We start from the raw sequence: 18,047 nt of genomic DNA on the forward strand, positions 1-18,047 counted from the left end.
GTCTCGGGCTTCAATAGTCCAAGGTCCGATACGGCATCCAGTGACCCAAACCTGAGGTGCCCCTCAGGCATGTTTTTCGAGATTTTATTATCTCCTGAAAAACACGGGTGGATAATACAAGGTACGATTAGCTTTAGCGTAATCGGACGAATGTTTTTAATTGAAATTTTAATGTGTCGCTACCGCGAAGCCTGATTTAACGGCGGTTCGCGGACCGGCAACCGCGATACTTTCTTTTGCGTCGCCAAAAGAAAGTATCCAAAGAAAAGGCGACCCGAATGCCGCTTTAATCCTGCGCTCCTCGCTTTTGCCGAGGGTTTTCGGAAGGGGCATCCTGCCCCTCCGAAAACGAGCGGCATCCCTGCCGCTCCCCTGCGGGCTATTCTCGGCAAAACCTCCGGTGCTCGGTGCGGCATACGGGACAAACCAACTCTTTGAAGAATTCCTCGTTCCCATGCGCTATCCGCAGATACTCAGCGTGGATAAGGAAACTTTTCTCCTTTGGGGATGTGCTGATCAACGTGAACTGCATCGTTTGTGGTAAATGATGCGTATCCTGATGTTCCCGGCGTATCTAATAATCCCGCGAATGCGCTCTCAATGACTTGGGATAGGTATAACAACTTCCCGGACGCATATAAAAATATCCGGAAGGTGTGGCCGCAGGCTGCGGGGACATGGACAAATGTGTTGGAGGTGCGGTCAAGGTTGCTGGATGTGCCTTCGAGAGTCGCGAGGGTATGTTCGAAAGCTGGGTGGGTGCATCCCTGACATTTTTATATCCATCCGACTTCATGGGGAGTGCCTTCGCATCCTTTGGAAATGCATTCAGGGGGCAATGTGTCAATGTTGGCATGCAATCCAGGGCCTTAGGATGTGCTTCACAAAGTGAAGCGCATCGGTCGCTTGATCGACGCATGCTTTATTAAAATGTATTTTTGTATCGAGCCAACGCAATACGGATTTTAAAAACTGAGGTAAATGTGCAATTACTGTCTTTGATTCTATCGCTATTGATCTTAACCGCGTGTTCGACTCACCAACTGAAAACACTATCGTCGGAAAGTGTTTCGAGTTACGGGAAGGACATTAAGCTTGATGTAAGTGGCGAGAACGCGGAGATTGTCGATAAACTCAAGCGTTATATTCAGGCTTCTTTATTAACTGCGGGATTTAATCTTGTCACCGACGAGAATGCTACGCAGCTGGATGTGGCGATTTCGGCATTTGATCCGGGTAATGCCGCATTACGATTGACGGTAGGTTTCGGCGCGGGCAGGGGATCGTTGGTCTACAACGCCAAATATACAAAAAACGGCAAACTGTTGGTCGATTACGATGGTGCCGAGCGTTTTACCGGATTGGAATTTGCGCCCGGCACCCAATACGAGGCTTTCAGAAATTTAGGCGGCGAGGAAACGTCGACGCTAATTTTGCTGGAAGAAGCGTCAAAGCATATTGTTGAGCAGGCTACAATCGACGGGAAATAAACATTTCCGCTTGGTTAGTTGATAGGGTTTTGTATCCACGCAGGGCGCTTTTGCAGCAAATTTTGCTTGTCTTAGCCTCTAAAACAAAAAAGGCCTTGATTAACAAGGCCTTTTAGAATATGGCGGAGAGCTAGGGATTCGAACCCCAGGAAGGGATAAACCTTCAACGGTTTTCAAGACCGCCGCTTTCGACCGCTCAGCCAGCTCTCCAACAGCCGCGTATTATTACAGAAAATATTTTAAAATCCAGCGTTTTTTGCGGGTCCACTTTCATGCTGCAACCGAATGCAATCTGCTTTAATACCTAAGTGTTTGTTAGTGATTGCCAAATCGGCAAGGATGTTGGTGCAAATGTGTGTCGATTCCGGATGCGAGGTGGTGGCTATCGATTACTTTGCCGATAGCGATACTCGGCAAATGGCAAAGCAGGCATATCAGGTGCCGTCATTGGCCTGGGATGATATTCAAGCTACTGTGGCTGCGGTTCGTGAGGTTCATGGCTTGACCGAATTGGTATATGGCAGTGGTTTGGAAACTTACCCGGAAACCTTGAGCTGTCTGGAAAAGCATTGGCGGATTATCGGGAACTCGGCGGCTATTTTTCAATGGGTCCAGGACAAGCGTGATTTTTTTGCCCGACTCGATACGTTGTCAATTCCGCACCCGCCGGTGGTGTTTACGAAGCCTGAGGATGTTTTTGACTGGTTGTTAAAGCCTTGGCGTGGCGAGGGCGGCTTGGGGATTAGGCGCTGTCATAATGACGAGTTTGTTGACGGCTATTGGCAGCGTTATATCGAAGGTCGTTCGATGTCTGTATTGTTTGCAGCGAGTCGCGATGGGGTTGAGTTGATCGGTTTTAACGAGCAATGGACGGTAAAGTCGGAGGGCGGGCAATCGTTTCTGTTTGCGGGGATTGTCAGTCATGCCAAGGTTTCTAGGTTGATTCAGACTGAAATTGCCGACTGGTTGGATAAGCTTGTCAATGCCTATGAATTGCGCGGTTTAAACAGCATGGATTTTATGCTGTGTGACGGCAGATGTTACGTGTTGGAAATCAATGCGCGGATTTCCGCTAGTGCCCAGCTTTACGGTAAATCACTGCTCTTGAAACATCTACAGGCTTGTCAAAACAGCCGGGATAATAGTGTCGAATTATCGGCGGAGCCGAGTGCTTATCAGATTGTTTATGCGCAAAAAACAGTAACGATCCTCGAGCGGCTGATATGGCCGTCATGGACTGCGGATAGGCCGAATCCCGGCGCAATTGTTGCCACAGGCGAGCCGATATGCAGTATTATTGCCACCGGAAAAAACTCGGGGCAGGTGCTGGATAATCTGCATCGCCAACAACGCATCCTTGCAAATCTTTTGGAAACAGGTCTTTAAACATCATGCAATACCAGGCAAGCGTCAATAAATTTTCCCAGCCCTTGGTTCAACAACTGTTGGATAACGCGGATAAATTACGGTTGGGTATCGAAAAGCTGGAAAACGGCTGCACCATTATCGATGCGGGTATTAAGGTGCCGGGCGGTCTGGAAGCCGGCCGAATTATCACCGAAATCTGCATGGGCGGCTTGGGTACCGCGACGATCTCGCAAAGCCCGTACACCAGTAATTGGCCGCTGACCATTAATGTACATGCGAGCAATCCGGTGTTGTCTTGCCTGGGTAGCCAATATGCGGGTTGGAGTTTGTCGCACGGTAAATATTATGCCCTAGGTTCCGGACCCGCGCGGGCACTGGCAACTAAGTTGAAAGACGGTGCAGTAGAGCCGGTGGAAGAGCTTTATAAAGAACTGGAATACCGCGATAGTGCAGAGCAAACCGCGCTGGTCATAGAAAACGACGCCTTGCCGCCAATCGAAATCGTCGAAAAAGTCGCGGCGGCATGCGGCGTGTCGCCGGCCAATTTGACCATCATCGTCACGCCCACCAGCAGTCTGGCCGGCGGGGTGCAAGTCGTCGGGCGAGTATTGGAAGTGGCTATGCACAAAGCCCATGCGTTGCACTTTCCGTTGGAAAACATCGTTGATGGTTCCGGCAGCGCGCCGATTTGCCCGCCGCATCCGAATTTCGTAAAAGCGATGGGTAGAACCAACGACGCGATTTTATTCGCCGGCCAAGTGCATTTGTTCGTCAAAGGCAGCGATGAAGCGGCGGAAAAATTGGCGAAGGAATTGCCAAGCTCCACCTCTAAAGATTACGGCAAACCATTTGCCGATATTTTCAAAGCCTACGAATACGATTTTTTCAAGGTCGATGCGATGTTGTTTAGCCCGGCCAGCGTCATCGTCACCGCAGTCGAATCCGGCAAAAGTTTCCGGGGTGGCAAATTGGATAATGCCTTGCTCGATCTTTCGTTCGGCGCTTAATTCGCTCTAAATCTCTTCGACAGCTAACAGGCCTTGCAGGGCAAGGTCAGTTAGCTTGTATCGCTAACTTTTTCGACATACATTCCCTTGCGCCGAATTGCAATAATTACCGATGATCCGGGTTGGCACGGCAAGCAGTTGTGCTTGGCTTTTGCCGAGCGCGGTTATGCCGCCGAATATGTCTCGCTGACTGCCTGCAAATTGCAGTTAACGGTCTCGGATTTGCCGATTGTTATTCCCGGTTTTGAGCAAGAATTACCGGCGGCGGTTTTCGTGCGCGGCGTGCCCGGCGGTTCGCTGGAAGAGGTGGTGTTTTATCTGGATGTTTTGCACGGCTTAAAAATACTGGGCATACCGGTTTATAACGATGCCGGCGCTATCGAGCGTAGCGTCGATAAAGGCATGACCAGTTTTTTGTTGCAACATGGCGGTTTGCCGACGGCAATGACTTGGGTATTGCGGGATCGCGATGCAGCATTGGCGATTGCCGAACAGCAGTTGCGCGCCGGCTATTATCTAATCAGCAAGCCATTGTTCGGTTCGCAAGGCGAGGGCATTCGGCGTATCGAAAAATCTACCGATTTGCTCTGGCTAACCAGTAGTCACGGTATTTATTATTTGCAGCGCTTTGTCGAATGCGCCGGTGATGGCTATTCCGATGTGCGGGTGTTTGTGATTAACGGTAGGGCCGTTGCAGCCATGCGGCGGCGCGGCATTTCCTGGCTGAATAATGTGGCTAGAGGCGCGTCTTGTGAATGTATCGAACTGGAACCGGCTTTAGCAGGATTGGCGATTGCCGCCGTTGTTGTGCTAAACATGGATTATGCCGGGGTGGATCTAATTCAGGACGCCGATGGTGGTTACCGGATTATCGAAGTGAACAGTGTGCCGGCCTGGAAAGGCTTGCAAAGTGTTTGCGATATTAACATCGCCGAATGTTTGGTTGCTGATTTACTTGATCGATATTGCCTGCCAGAAAAAGTATGTTGAACAGGCAGCAATTGATGGACGCTTACCTACAAGCTTGCGAAATCGAGTTGCAAGCGTTCAAGCCTGGAAATGTTAGTGTTCATAGTGCTGCCGACGATATGACCGTTGACGATTTTCGTGTCAGCGCTCGGGTTAGCAGCGAGCCGATTACCAATCCGCAATATAGTTTGGGTGAAAAGATTTATTACGCAGTCAAGGCAACCCGCGAGGCGGTGGCTTGCAATACCAATCTCGGTATTATTTTGCTTTGCGCGCCATTGTTGCAAGTGGTTGCCGGTTTAAAAAAGGGCGAAAACTTGCGCGATGGTTTACGGCTATTGCTGGAAAATACGACCCGTGAGGATGCAGATTGGGTTTTCAAGGCTGTCACCTTAGCTGCGCCGGCAGGTTTGGGCGAATCTGCACAGCACGACGTACAAAAACCGGCGGATGTGACGCTGACCGAGGCCATGGTTTTTGCCGCTGACAAGGACCGAATTGCGTTGCAATACGCAACAATTTTTAAAGACGTTTTTGATTTTGGCGTTTTAAGATATAATCGTGCTTTCGTTTTGTCTGGCGATTGTGCTTGGGCGGCGTTAGCGGTTTTTACCGCAATGCTGGCTCAATATCCCGATAGTCATATTGAGCGGAAGCATGGAGAGCGGTATTCAGAGTGGATCAAGGCTGAGATGCATAAACTCGATAGAGCAATGCAAACAGCTTGTGAGCCTGAAGAGCTTTTGCCAGTTTTGTACGATCTGGACAAAGCTTTTAAGGCACAAAGGATCAATCCGGGTACAACAGCTGACATAACTGTAGCGACAGTACTGGTGGTGCGTCTGGAACAACTTATCGGTGAAGGAACCGGTGGGTTATAGAGGGAACTAAGCAGAAACTACAATCTTGAGACACGAAAGTGTCTATTTTTTTGGTTCAATCTTATCTTTAGGGGATAAATTTAAAATGGCAAAAATCAATAACTTGCGCGTTGGCGAATCTTTGGTTGGTGAAGGCAACGAAATTGCTCACATCGATTTGATCATCGGCCCACGCGGCTCAGCAGCTGAAACTGCTTTCGCAAATGCTTTGACAAACAACAAAGACGGTTTCTCTACTCTGTTGGCTGTTGTTGCTCCTAACCTGTTGGTTAAACCTGCAACCATCCTGTTCAACAAAGTAACCATCAAAGGTGCAAAACAAGCTGTTCAAATGTTTGGACCAGCTCAACGCGCTGTTGCTATGGCTGTTGCTGATTCCGTTGAAGACGGCACTATCCCTGCTGACGAAGCTGACGATTTGTTCATTTCTGTTGGTGTTTTCATCCACTGGTTGGCTGAAGACGATGCAAAAATTGAAGAATTCAACTACAAAGCCACCAAAGAAGCTATCGCTCGCGCGGTTGCCGGCACTCCAACTGCTAAAGAAGTTGTTGCTGCTAAATCTGGTGCAAAACACCCATTTGCTACTAACAACGTTTAAGTTTTTAGTTTCAAAGGCTGTCGAAGATACCCCGGCTTGCCGGGGTATTTTTTTGCCTAAAATTTTTCTAGCATAGCGGCGTCGATACTGCCGTTATGCAGGGCGCTGGCCAGTAGCACAGCGGTAATGCCGATAGTTTTCAGGCGCATGAGATCGTTCACATCCCGAACGCCGCCAGCCGCAACAAAATGTTTATCGGGATGATCCTTGCAAAGCCGGCTGAGTTTTGCAAAGTCCGGACCTTTGTTGCTGCCGACTAAATCCAAGGTCATCACCACTATGGTTTTTGGCCACAGTTCCGGACTTTCCAGCCACCCCGGATGTCCCAAAACCTGGTTATATTTAAAATCCAGCGATAGGATGAGATCGGTATTTTTTAACGATACGGGTAGTCGTTGCGATTCGGTACCGATAACCGGCTTACAGTTTATTCCGCGATTCGTTGCAGCAAGTGCTTGGTAGCTACTGCCCTTATCCAGCCAAAATTCCTTGTTTGGAGATTGGCTAAACAAGTTGTCGATAGCCTCGTCGTGGTTACCTTGGCCGGTGATTGCGTCTAAGTCTGCGATATAAAACTTTGGAAATGGATACAGCGTTAATAAACTCGTCACGACTTGGCTTATTTCGCTGCTGTCGCATATTGACGAGTTGAGATGTACGGGTTGATAACGGCTGCGGTCTCCGCCTGCAGCGTGGACCACCAGACCGTCTTTCAAATCAATGACGGGAATAATCTGCATAAGCCAAGCGAGTTTTAGAATTGAGAGTTCTGGTATTTGAATTTATTACCGGCGGCGGTTTGGTCGGGCAGGCATTGCCTGCTTCGCTGGCGACGGAAGGCAGCTTGATGTTACAGGCTTTAATCGCCGAACTGAAGTGTCTGGACGATCTTCAGCTATGTGTGCCCTTGGATGAGCGCTGCGCCAGACCGGATATGCTGTTGCCAGGCGAAATTGTGACGGTAAGCGCCGCTTGCGACCTCTTTGATCTGTTGGGGGATTTACTGACACAAGCTGATCTGTTTTGGCCCATCGCACCGGAAAGCGACGGAATGTTGCAGAGCTTGGCCGAGCTGGCTCTTGCCGCGAATGTCGAAGTCTTATTATCCAATCCGGCGGCCTTGAGCGTATGCGCCAATAAGTATTCAACTTATCAAGCGTTGAAGAAACGGAATATTCCGGCGGTGGCAACTTATCTGCTTAGCGAAGTGGAGGAGGGTATCGGTTTAGCGGATAAGCTTGTCGTCAAGATTGCGGACGGCGTCGGGTGCCTTGATAGTTTGCAAGTCGATGCCGAGCAGGTGCCGCCCGCTATTGCCGAATTAACCGATCCGTATCGCTATGTGTTACAGCCTTATATTCACGGACAGGCTGCGAGTTTGTCTTGTTTGTTTAAGCATGGCCAAGCCTGGCTTATCTGCTATAACCACCAGCAAATTGCTTTGCAGCAAGGCCGATTTAGTTTGCAAGGCTGTTTAGTGAATTTACAAACCGATAAGCTGAGCTTTTATCGAAATTTGGTAATCGAAATAGCCGACGCGCTGCCCGGATTGTGGGGCTACGTAGGTATCGATGTTATCGAGAACGCCAAACTAGGTCCGCTGGTGTTGGAAATTAATCCGCGTCTGACCAGTTCTTACGTCGGCATCCGCCAAGCGACCGGGATCAACGTGGCCGAACAGGTTTTGCGCCTGCGCCATGCCGAACCGGTGTTACAGCCGTATAGAAATGAAACAGTTCAAATCCATATCAATTAAAAAGGCAAAATGAACAAACAGATTGCAGGTTGGGACATCGGGGGTGCGCACGTCAAGTTGGCGTTGCTGGATCAGTCCGGATATATCCAGGCCCTTGCTCAGCAGGCTTGTCCATTATGGAAGGGGATAGAGTATCTGCATGGCACTTTGGCCGATTTGGCCGGCCAATTCGATTTGCAAAATTGCCGGCATGCCGTGACGATGACCGGTGAACTGGTGGATTGCTTTACCAGTCGCGAGCAAGGTGTCAACGCCATCGTCCGGGCTGTTTGTGAACAATTCAACGCCGAGCAGGTATCGGTATTTGCCGGCCTACGCGGCTTTTTGTCGGCAGCACACATTCAGCCGGCAGATTGCATGGACATCGCTTCTGCTAACTGGTTGGCTAGCTTGCTATGGGTGGCAAAACGCCAGCCAAATGCCTTGTTTGTGGATATAGGCAGTACCACGACCGATATTTTGTTGGTCGAAAATCACCAGCTAAAGGTACAAGGCTTCACCGACTATCAGCGCTTGGTATCCGGCGAGTTGGTGTATACCGGTATTGTCCGCACGGCGGTGATGGCGATTGCCCAGGAAGCCGAATTCAACGGCCAATCAATGGGTTTGATGGCCGAGTATTTCGCGACAATGGCCGATGTGTATCGCTTGACTGGTGACTTGAATGAAGTCCATGATCAAACTGACACGGCGGACGGCGCGGAAAAATCAGTTTCGGCTAGCGCCCGCCGCTTGTCGCGGCTGACCGGTTACGAATTCAGCGAGAGCGATCACGCACTCTGGTTGGCATTTGCCGAGCACCTCAAAACCAAGCAAATACAGAAAATCAGCCAGTCTTGTGTCAGACAATTGCAAAGGGCGGCAGCCGGCTCTGCGATTAAATTAGTCGGTGCCGGTGTTGGCCGCTTCCTGGCGCGGGACATGGCTGCGGATTTGGGCTTGGAGTATCTGGACTTTACCGATTTGCTACCATTAACCGCTAAAACCAATGATATTAATGCTGGCGACTGTGCGCCGGCCGCCGCCGTGGCTTATCTTGCCGGCGGGTTTGGTTAAAGCCTGCGGCTGGGGTAAAATCGGTATATTGCAAATCATGTCCTTGCGGCACATTCCGGCCGCTTAACAGCACTTCTTAATGCCTTTAGCCAAACCCATCAAACAACCGCTGCCTTATTTTCAAGACAGTGCAGCATTATTTGCCCCGCGGGCGCAGCAGCCTTGGGCGGTATTTCTGGATAGCGCGCAGCCGCACAGCCACCAGGATAGGTTCGATATTATCGCCTATGCCCCAGTCGTAACCCTGCAAACACGCGGTGATATGACGTTTATCGAACGCGATGGCGTGATTAGCGAAAGTACCGAGGATCCTTTTGAGTTGTTGAAACAACAGTTAGGTGCGTCCTTAGCTAGTGTTGACGGACTGCCGTTCAACGGCGGGGCAATCGGGTATTTTGCGTATGATTTGGCCAGGCGCATCGAGCGTTTACCGGCGATGGCCGACGATGCGGAAAATCTGCCTGAGATGGCGGTGGGCATTTACCGCTGGGCGGTGATTGTCGATCATCAGCATCGGCAAAGCTGGTTGGTCAGTGTGGATTTACCGGAAAGCGAGCAGCAAAGACTAATCGCGGAATTCAGTGCGATTTCTACACCGACGGAAACTACAGAATTTAAAGTGCTGCAAGCGCCGTGCGCCAATATGGACAAACAAGCTTACGCCGCGGCTTTTCAACGCATCAAACATTATTTGAAAGAGGGTGATTGCTATCAAATCAATTTGACCCAGCGCTTCGAAAGCCCTTGCCAAGGCCAGCCATGGCAAGCCTATCAGGTGTTGCGGCAGATCAACGCCGCGCCATTCAGCGCTTATCTGAATTTTCCAGATGTGCAGGTCTTAAGTTCGTCGCCGGAGCGGTTTTTAAAAGTCACCGACGGCGCCGTGGAAACCAAACCCATCAAAGGTACCCGACCGCGCCGGAATGATTGGGAAGCCGATCAGGCACAGATCGAAGACTTGGTTTCCAGCACCAAGGACCGGGCCGAGAATGTGATGATCGTCGATCTACTCCGCAATGATTTGGGCAAGAGTTGCAAAAAAGGTTCGGTGTGGGTGCCGAGCTTATTCTCTGTAGAAAGCTATACCACCGTACATCACTTAGTCAGTACCGTGACGGGGGGGCTAGCGGAAGGCCAGCATGCCATCGATTTATTGCGCAGTTGCTTTCCAGGCGGCTCGATTACCGGCGCGCCGAAAATCCGGGCGATGGAAATCATCGAGGAACTGGAACCGCATCGGCGTGGCATTTATTGCGGAGCGATAGGGTATATCGGTTTCGACGGCAATATGGACACCAATATCGCGATTCGTACGCTGGTACACAATCACGGCTCGATACGTTTTTGGGCGGGCGGCGGCATCGTCAATGACTCGGTGCTGGACGAGGAATATCAGGAATGTTTCGATAAGGCCGCCGCCTTATTGCAGTTACTCCAACAGTTTGGCGTATGACGTGCGTAATCAAGCTGGGCGGCAGCTTGCTGGAAACAGCCGCCTTGCCCGCTTGCCTGGCGGCAATCGCCAATCGCGCCGGCCCGATTGTTATTGTGCCCGGCGGCGGGCCGTTTGCCGAGCAAGTGCGCATCGCGCAAAGTCAGTGGGGTTTTGATGATGTTGCGGCGCACCGGATGGCAATTCTGGCGATGCAGCAAATGGCCTGGTTGATGAATAGCCTGATGCCCGAATTTGCTGTAATCGCTGACGCGGCAAGATTAGCTTGCGCAGAGCAAGCCAATTCTATAGTGATCTGGTCGCCGCAAGTTGAGCAATTGGATAACGCCAATATCGCCGCCAGTTGGGACGTTACTTCGGATAGTTTGGCGGCCTGGTTGGCTGGCGTTATAGAAGCTGATGAGCTAATTGTCGTGAAATCGGCGCCGATTCCTGAGCGCCTGAGTTTGCCAGACTTACAGCAGCAAGGCATCCTGGATGCCGCTTTTCAACATTTCACCGCCCAGGCTAGTTACAAAATTACCGTAATGAATAAAGACCGCTTCCTGTCCCACCATGATTAATTTTATTAAAGCCATACTGAACAAGCGTTTGCGCAAGGCTTATTATCAAAGCCGGGAATCCTTACTGGGCCATCAAAAACGTGACATTGTCGTTATGCACGTCGGGAAGGCTTGCGAGAGTTTAAAGGACAGCCGCGATCAGTTCGTTGATGCTCTGGATAAATTCAAAAGCATCGTCAACGTGAAGGATAGTTCACTGGAACAGCGCTATCAGCAACTCAAACGCCGCTATGACCTATGCAAGGGTAAGGCTGAGCAAGTCAGTCAAAGAATTCAGGCGGTGGAAGACATTAGCGAAGCCTTGTTCAACGAATGGGAAGCCGAGCTGGCCTTATACAGCAACCGGGCCTTGAAGGCGCGCAGCCAGCAACAACTTAAAAAATCCCGGCAGCAATATGCCCGTTTGTTAAAAGCCTTACAGAACGCAGAAACCCGGATGCATCCGGTGTTGGCGGCGTTTCAGGATCAGGTGCTGTTTTTAAAGCATAACTTGAATGCCCATGCTATCGCGGCATTGCGGCACGAGTTCATGGAAATTGGTGTGGATATTTCGCGGTTGATCGAGGTGATGGAAAAAACCATCAGCGAGGCCAGTCAGTTTGTCGCGGTTCTAGTGGAACAGAAACAACTGCCGGCCCCAGTGCGCAAGTAACTTACATGGCGTGCATTTTGTAATCGACTCTTGCCGGTGGGTTTTTGTCACGTTGGTCAGGGGTTTTCTTGCGGTTTTGGTCGATACGTTCTTGTGAGTATTGGGAAATCATTTGGTCCCAGTTGTCGTATTTCTCATAGTCTTTGCTGCCGGCCGCTTTGCGTTTGGCAAACAGTTCTTTACCGGCTTCTACCAATTGTTCCGGTGTCTTGCCATCGATAGCGTCCAAAAACTCCTTGTTATTGCGGATTTCATCGCGTAAGGTCCAGAAAGACACTTCAAACTCAATGCGTTGGTCCAGCGGCAATTTTTCCTTGATTTGACTGATTGATCGATTGACCGTTTTTAAACTGCTGCCGTTGATTTGGTTGCTTTTATTGCAACCGGCTAAAAATGCGCAGATTAAAAAAACCAAAACAGTAGACGCTTTTTTCATGATGTAGCCCCCCAGTGGCTAAATAAACAAACCCGAATTTTGTATTTATAATGGTTGCAACGCGGGTTACCAAACAAACCAAATTACTCGGTAATTAAAAACACAAGCTTACCACATGCTGGAATTTATCCAACTTCTCAAACAGCGTTACCAAACTGTGCTACAGCAGCTGGATAAAAAAAATCCCCAGTACCTGGATTATCAGCAGCGTATAGAACAATTGTTACACGGCGAAGCCTTTATTCGCAAAGGCGAGCTGCTCGACAACAATCCCGGTTTTCCGCTGCAAATCGCCGTCATCGGGCCAACGCAGGCCGGTAAAAGTTCCGTCGTTAATCTGCTGTTAGATGCCAACGCCGCCGGTGTGAGTCCGCTGGCCGGTTACACGGTACAGGCCCAAGGCTTTTGCCACGGCCTGACGCCCGACGACTGCGATGGCATGCAACATTATTTCGGCCGCTTTCAACGTTTGGAGCAAACAGAGCTGCGGCCGGGAAGATACGATTGCTATTCCTTGAGTCCAAGCCCCGGCGCCTCGGCCTTGTTACCGGCTTGCGTCTGCTGGGATACGCCTGATTTCGATTCGATAGACGCCGCCGACTATCGGGAAGGCGTGATCCGCACGATTGCCTTGGCCGATATCGTGGTTCTGGTGGTGAGTAAAGAAAAATACGCCGATCAATCGGTGTGGGAAATGATGAAAGCCATCGAGGTTTTCCAGCAGCCAACCCTGATTTGCGTCAATAAACTCAATGAGGGCAGCGAGCAGGTGATTTTGGATTCGTTGCGGCAAAAGTGGCTGCAGACCCGTCACGATCCTTTACCTACTCTGGTGCCCTTGTTATTCCAAAAAGCCCCAGCGGTGCCTAACTGGCCGCAATCGGCCTCGCATGCCTTTAACGAACTGGCGAAAAAAGTCACCCGTCACAAACATGTTGCTCGCCAGCAGCAATTAATCAGCCGCTATTGGCTGGACTGGCTAGAACCGGTGTTTGCCGAACACCATGCCCAGCATCATTGGCAAACCCTGGTCGATCAAGCGTTGGCGCAAGCGGTTAAGGAGTACCAGCGCGATTATCTCAACCATCCGCATCATTACGAAACCTTCCAAAACGCTTTATTAAATTTGCTCACCTTGCTGGAAATCCCCGGCATCGCCAAAGCGCTAGGCAAGACCCGGCGGGCCATGACCTGGCCGTTTCGTAAATTATTCGCGTGGGGCGGCGGCACGCCTATCAATCCCAATCAGGAACTCGGGGTGTTGAATCAGTTGGGCGAACATCTCTTGATCCAGATCGCCGACCGCTTGCTGGAAAAGACCGAAACCGAGCCGGCCGATAGTCGCTGGTGGAAAGAAACCGCGATGGCGCTGAGACAAAAACGCGGCGATTTATTACAGATTTACAGACAAGCAGTGATGGACTATCACAGCGATTTTCAACAAGATGTGGAAGCCTCGGCGCAACGTTTATACGTAAAGCTGCAAGAACAGCCGATGATTCTGAATAGCCTGCGCGCCACCCGGGTTACCACCGATGCCGGTGCCTTATTGCTGGCTATTCAGGCCGGTGGCATCGGCGTCCACGATTTGGTGCTCACGCCCTTGATGCTGACCATGACTTCCTTGTTGGCGGAAAGCGCCATCGGTAGCTATATGCATAAGGTCGAAGCCGAATTAAAGCAGCATCAGCTCAATACCGTGAAGACGGCATTGTTTGAGACCTGCCTGAAACAGCGGCTGTATTTGTTGCCGCAAGGCGTGCTGTCGCCCACCCGTTTTAATATCTCCGAACAACAATGCCACGCCGCGGAGCAGGCGCTGAAAGAGAAGAAACATGGCTTACGATTACTCTGAATTGCTGACCCAAGCCCAGCAATGGGCTGCAGCCGCGCAAGCCGAAGGCCGATTGAGCGCGGAGCGGGCGCAATTATTGACCACAATAGATGCGCGCAGTACGGAAGCTCTATTTGCGGCGAGTCAAACCGACCCGCAGACCAGACCTTTGATTGTGGCGTTCATGGGTGGTACCGGCGTCGGCAAAAGCAGCTTATTGAATCGTTTGGCGGGGCAGGCGATTGCCCGGGCCGGCATCGAGCGGCCCACCTCTCGGGAAGTGACTCTGTATCACCACCAAAGCCTGGCGATTAACAAACTGCCGGCAGGTTTGCCGCTGGACAGCATCAAGATCAGCCAGCACAACGATGCGGCCAATAGCCATATCGTCTGGATTGATATGCCGGATTTCGACAGCGTCGAACTCGGCAACAAGCGTTTGGTATTGGAGTGGCTGCCGCATATTGACGTTTTACTGTATGTAGTCAGTCCGGAACGCTACCGCGACAACAAAGCCTGGCAATTGCTGCTGGCGGAAGGCGCGAAACACGCCTGGCTGTTTGTGATGAATCAGTGGGATCGTGGTCAGCCGGTGCAATACGACGATTTTAAACAGCAGCTGGGTAAGGCCGGTTTTACCGATCCTTTGATTTTTCGCACCAGTTGCAGCGAACCGGACGGCGATGAGTTTGCCGGGTTGCTGGAGCAGTTGCGGCAACTGTCCGGACAGCATAGCGTTGCGCAACTGGAACAGCGCAGCCAGCAATTGCGCCGCCAACATTTAAAGCAGACCTTGCAGCAACTGGCTGACGATTTTTCCGGCCGAGACTATGCACAATGTCAGCAAAATTTTGAGACGCTTTGGCTGCATACCGAAGCCGGCTTACAGCAAGGTTTGGCCTGGCCGATTAAACAGCTCGCGCAATTCTGGGCTGAGAACCTGGGCCAACCAGCCGACATCAAGCTGTGGGACGACTGGGCGCAGAACCGTCTGAACGATTTGCTGGACGAACTGGTTCTGCAAGCCGCACAAGCCAACATCCCCAGCAAACCCTTGAAAGTTGCGTTGCAAGGGATCCGCGATAACACCGAGAAAAACCTGACTGCTCAAACCGAATTGGCCGGTCGACAGGCTTTATTGCAGCCCGGCAACGGTGCTCAGCGTTTTCTGCTGACATTGACGGCGATTTGCGAAACGGTCTTACCGCTGGCGGCGATGGGCGCCGTCGGTTATCAGGTATTCTCCGGCTATTACCACAGCGCCGCCGATGCTACTGCTTACTTGGGTGCCGATTTTGCAATTCACAGTGTGTTATTGATCGGTTTGAGCTGGCTGATTCCGTTTTTCCTGCACAAAAAAATTCAGCCGTCTTTGCAGAAAGCAGCATTGAAAGGTTTACAGAAAGGTTTGCAGCAGGCCTTGGCGGCGGTGATGGCGGAGATCAAGCAGGTGTTGTTGAGCGAGCAGCAACGGAACGAAATGCTGGGTCAGCAGTTGACGCGGTTGATCGAGCGTTGCGGTGCTGAATCAGCGATGGTTGTCGAAAATGGCAGCCTTCTGGGTCGGGTATTATTGGCTAAGTGAGATTATTCAGCTTAAGGTTTGAGTGCTGACATTACCGTAAACTCAGGTGATCCAAGCCTGGAAATCGTTAAGTTTGTGCCTAAGTAACGCAGCCGCATTCTGCGCTGAATGCTTATAATTTGAAGCGTGCAGCCAACTTATCGAGGCTAGCGGCCTGTTGTGCCAATTGTTCTGCGCTCTGCTTGGTTTTCTCTACGGTTTTAGCCAGCGAGTTGGCATTTTGCGAGATCTGTTCCACCCGATTAGCCATATCGCGTGTAGCAGCCGATTGCTGGCCCAGTGCGCCGCTAATCCCGTCTACCGACAGAGTCACGCGGTATTGGGCGTCGAGAATTTCGTTGACCGATTGGCCAGCCTGGCTGGACAGCGCTACGCCGGATTCAACGCCGGTTACCCCGCTTTCCATAGCCTGCACAGCGGCTTTGGAGGCTTGACGAATTTTTTCCACCATCAATTTAATTTCACCGCTGGACGTGCTGGTGCGTTCGGCAAGCGTTCTGACTTCGTCTGCAACCACCGCAAAACCTCGGCCGTACTCGCCGGCGCGGGCGGCCTCAATCGCGGCGTTTAGAGCAAGCAGATTGGTTTGTTCGGCGACACCGTGAATTACGTCGACAATACTGGTTATTTCCGAGCTGATTGATTCCAGATTGCGAATGTAGTCAGCCGCATTCACGACAATGGCTGAAATTTTTTGCATCTCTATGGCGGTGGAGCTAATTACCTTGGTGGATAACTCCGCGCGCTGTCCTGATTCGAATGCAACCTGCTTGGCGTCCAGCGCATTACCGTTGACTTGTTCGAGCGATACCGATAGTTGTTCGATAGTGGCCGCCATACTGCAAGCTGCGTCGTAACCGTTATTGGCGATAATCGATTCTTGCGCGGCGGCCTCCAACAGGTCCGCCGAATATCGATTAAGCTGGAATACGCCGTTGTGCATATCGGAGATTAGATTGTGTAAGTTCTTGCGCATCTGCGCTAACTTTCTGAGAAGTTGTCCGATTTCATCGTCGCCTGCATCGGGGATCACTACCGTCAGGTCGCCGGCGGCGATAGCCCCCGTGACTTTTTCCGCTTGATCAAGGCTGTAGCGGATTTGTTGGATAATCACGTAGGCCATTATCACGAATGCGATTGCCCCCAGCAAGGCCACTCCAACCAGATACCAGGTTGTGCTACCGACGGTTTGGTTAAGGTTTGCCAAGGTCTCATTGGAATATCCGTTGGAAATTTTGACGGTTTCTGCCAATGCTTCGCGATGCCGTTCGTACTGTTCATCCAGGCGTTCCATAGCCAGGTCCATTGTTTTTACGTCACCTTCCTTGATTGCTGGAATATAGCGTCCCTCCAATTCTTTCCACCACTGATCGGCTTGTTCGCGTTGCGTGCCCAATATGGCTTGTTTTAGTTGGGCTGGAATCTCCTGTGCGGACTCCCAATAGCGATTGCGGGTGTCGTACTCGATTTTCAATTCTTTTAACCGCGCATACTTAGGGTCTTTATCTTTGTCGTGGTATAGCTGCTCGGCCATCAACTGAGCTTCAACCAGAAATAAGGGGGGCGGTAGAATGTCGGCGAGGATGTCTTTACTTTTCCCCATGCGGTGAGCTGCATCGCCGACATAATCTAAGGCGTGATAGCCAAGTAAAGCCAGGCCGGCCAGCAGTAGCGACGCAAACCAAGACATCAGTTGAAGTTTGGCGGCTATCGAAAAACGATTCAGCATACGCATTCCCCCTATATTAATAACGTGAAAGCTGAGTAGAAATTGTAGAAGAAATTTTCAATGCAACAATCAGTCACTTAGATAGAGCTGAAATATAGCAAAGGCGGTGGGTCAGTCTGCGAGTGAGCGAATATCGACAGATGCTTGGATTACCTAGGATTGAGTGGCGTTGACGGTAAGCGAGCTTATTATTTGTCGGGTTTGTGTTGTTTAACAAATGCCCAAACAAGGTGTTGCTTAACGCGGAATGAGCAGGGCTAATCTACCGGTGGTTCTGGTTTATTTCTTGCTGTCAGTTAGCTGAGCCGCAAAATGGCCTGAATTAACTGTTATTCATGTCGTTTTCATAACATCGCTCAGGCCGAATGTTCGATGGCCTACAGAGGTTCGATCATTCACGCGGTTCGACCTGTATTTATAAAACCTATATCAAGAGGAATAGACAATGGCAGAGTTTTTTATTGAGATAAGCGCGCAGGAAAATGGTGACCACCTGATTCATAAATCCAGCTGCTCTTTGCTGCCGGCTAAAGAGGCGATTTATTATCTGGGTTCAATCAGCAACGTGGTCAGTGCGGCGAAGAAGGCTAGTGAGAGATTTGCCAAGCCAACCGCTTGTTCGCAATGTTCTCCGGTTTGAGGTAGAGCCTTTATAAGGCGAATACGG

Annotated in this window: 17 protein-coding genes and 1 tRNA gene; 14 read left to right on the plus strand and 4 right to left on the minus strand. The window is 50.7% G+C overall.

Features of this window, described 5'->3' with window-relative positions:
• The first annotated feature begins 983 nt into the window (after window positions 1-983).
• Entirely contained in the window at window positions 984-1,490 is a 507-nt protein-coding gene (locus QLH52_RS17545; protein WP_033155179.1) for a DUF4410 domain-containing protein, read from the plus strand.
• Window positions 1,491-1,610: 120 nt separating this feature from the next.
• Here QLH52_RS17545 and QLH52_RS17550 read toward each other — a convergent pair.
• A tRNA-Ser gene (locus QLH52_RS17550) sits at window positions 1,611-1,700 on the minus strand.
• Between the two features lie 75 nt (window positions 1,701-1,775).
• On the opposite strand from QLH52_RS17550, the gene QLH52_RS17555 reads away from it, so the two are divergent.
• The 5 genes from QLH52_RS17555 to fae all read left to right on the plus strand — a co-directional run bounded on the left by QLH52_RS17555 (window position 1,776) and on the right by fae (window position 6,316).
• Entirely contained in the window at window positions 1,776-2,876 is a 1,101-nt protein-coding gene (locus tag QLH52_RS17555; protein WP_319962410.1) for an ATP-grasp domain-containing protein, read from the plus strand.
• A 5-nt stretch (window positions 2,877-2,881) separates the two neighbouring features.
• Window positions 2,882-3,865, plus strand: a complete 984-nt coding sequence (gene mch, locus QLH52_RS17560) for a methenyltetrahydromethanopterin cyclohydrolase (protein WP_319962411.1) — start codon at window positions 2,882-2,884, stop codon at window positions 3,863-3,865.
• An 87-nt stretch (window positions 3,866-3,952) separates the two neighbouring features.
• Window positions 3,953-4,855: an ATP-grasp domain-containing protein gene (locus QLH52_RS17565; protein ID WP_319962412.1), complete on the plus strand. Its 903-nt coding sequence runs from the start codon at window positions 3,953-3,955 to the stop codon at window positions 4,853-4,855.
• Complete coding sequence (locus QLH52_RS17570) at window positions 4,849-5,715, plus strand: triphosphoribosyl-dephospho-CoA synthase (RefSeq protein ID WP_319962413.1); 867 nt, start codon at window positions 4,849-4,851, stop codon at window positions 5,713-5,715. The genes QLH52_RS17565 and QLH52_RS17570 overlap by 7 nt, the downstream gene beginning before the upstream one ends.
• 85 nt (window positions 5,716-5,800) lie before the next feature.
• Entirely contained in the window at window positions 5,801-6,316 is a 516-nt protein-coding gene (gene fae, locus QLH52_RS17575) for a formaldehyde-activating enzyme (RefSeq protein ID WP_033158126.1), read from the plus strand.
• 56 nt (window positions 6,317-6,372) lie between these two features.
• On the opposite strand, the gene QLH52_RS17580 is transcribed toward fae, so the two are convergent.
• The gene (locus QLH52_RS17580) at window positions 6,373-7,056 is read right to left on the minus strand and encodes a HisA/HisF-related TIM barrel protein (protein WP_319962414.1); all 684 of its coding nucleotides are present in this window, start codon (window positions 7,054-7,056) and stop codon (window positions 6,373-6,375) included.
• A gap of 20 nt (window positions 7,057-7,076) precedes the next feature.
• On the opposite strand from QLH52_RS17580, the gene QLH52_RS17585 reads away from it, so the two are divergent.
• From QLH52_RS17585 to QLH52_RS17605, 5 genes are all read left to right on the plus strand, one after another.
• Window positions 7,077-8,072: an ATP-grasp domain-containing protein gene (locus tag QLH52_RS17585; RefSeq protein WP_319962415.1), complete on the plus strand. Its 996-nt coding sequence runs from the start codon at window positions 7,077-7,079 to the stop codon at window positions 8,070-8,072.
• A 9-nt stretch (window positions 8,073-8,081) separates the two neighbouring features.
• Entirely contained in the window at window positions 8,082-9,128 is a 1,047-nt protein-coding gene (locus QLH52_RS17590; protein WP_319962416.1) for a hydantoinase/oxoprolinase family protein, read from the plus strand.
• Between the two features lie 79 nt (window positions 9,129-9,207).
• Window positions 9,208-10,581, plus strand: a complete 1,374-nt coding sequence (pabB, locus tag QLH52_RS17595) for an aminodeoxychorismate synthase component I (RefSeq protein ID WP_319962417.1) — start codon at window positions 9,208-9,210, stop codon at window positions 10,579-10,581.
• Complete coding sequence (locus QLH52_RS17600; RefSeq protein WP_033158121.1) at window positions 10,578-11,144, plus strand: amino acid kinase family protein; 567 nt, start codon at window positions 10,578-10,580, stop codon at window positions 11,142-11,144. The genes pabB and QLH52_RS17600 overlap by 4 nt, the downstream gene beginning before the upstream one ends.
• Window positions 11,137-11,796 (plus strand): DUF2959 domain-containing protein, encoded by a 660-nt coding sequence (locus QLH52_RS17605; protein ID WP_033158120.1) that lies wholly within the window; start codon window positions 11,137-11,139, stop codon window positions 11,794-11,796. Before QLH52_RS17600 ends, QLH52_RS17605 begins: the two co-directional genes overlap by 8 nt.
• Window position 11,797: 1 nt before the next feature.
• Here the strand turns inward: QLH52_RS17605 and QLH52_RS17610 are convergent, their stop codons facing one another.
• Window positions 11,798-12,232: a DUF6694 family lipoprotein gene (locus tag QLH52_RS17610; protein ID WP_033158119.1), complete on the minus strand. Its 435-nt coding sequence runs from the start codon at window positions 12,230-12,232 to the stop codon at window positions 11,798-11,800.
• Window positions 12,233-12,347: 115 nt separating this feature from the next.
• Here QLH52_RS17610 and QLH52_RS17615 point away from each other — a divergent pair, with 115 nt between their 5' ends.
• Both QLH52_RS17615 and QLH52_RS17620 read left to right on the plus strand, forming a co-directional pair.
• The gene (locus tag QLH52_RS17615; protein ID WP_033158118.1) at window positions 12,348-14,087 is read left to right on the plus strand and encodes a GTPase; all 1,740 of its coding nucleotides are present in this window, start codon (window positions 12,348-12,350) and stop codon (window positions 14,085-14,087) included.
• The gene (locus tag QLH52_RS17620) at window positions 14,068-15,651 is read left to right on the plus strand and encodes a GTPase domain-containing protein (RefSeq protein ID WP_319962418.1); all 1,584 of its coding nucleotides are present in this window, start codon (window positions 14,068-14,070) and stop codon (window positions 15,649-15,651) included. Before QLH52_RS17615 ends, QLH52_RS17620 begins: the two co-directional genes overlap by 20 nt.
• A 112-nt stretch (window positions 15,652-15,763) precedes the next feature.
• Here QLH52_RS17620 and QLH52_RS17625 read toward each other — a convergent pair whose 3' ends face one another.
• Window positions 15,764-17,380: a methyl-accepting chemotaxis protein gene (locus QLH52_RS17625; RefSeq protein WP_205450467.1), complete on the minus strand. Its 1,617-nt coding sequence runs from the start codon at window positions 17,378-17,380 to the stop codon at window positions 15,764-15,766.
• 445 nt (window positions 17,381-17,825) lie between these two features.
• On the opposite strand from QLH52_RS17625, the gene QLH52_RS17630 reads away from it, so the two are divergent.
• Window positions 17,826-18,020 carry a hypothetical protein gene (locus QLH52_RS17630; protein WP_033156621.1) on the plus strand — a complete coding sequence of 65 codons (195 nt, stop codon included), beginning with the start codon at window positions 17,826-17,828 and terminating at the stop codon, window positions 18,018-18,020.
• Window positions 18,021-18,047: the final 27 nt, after the last annotated feature.

Source organism: Methylomonas defluvii (assembly GCF_033949435.1).
GTDB lineage: Bacteria > Pseudomonadota > Gammaproteobacteria > Methylococcales > Methylomonadaceae > Methylomonas > Methylomonas defluvii.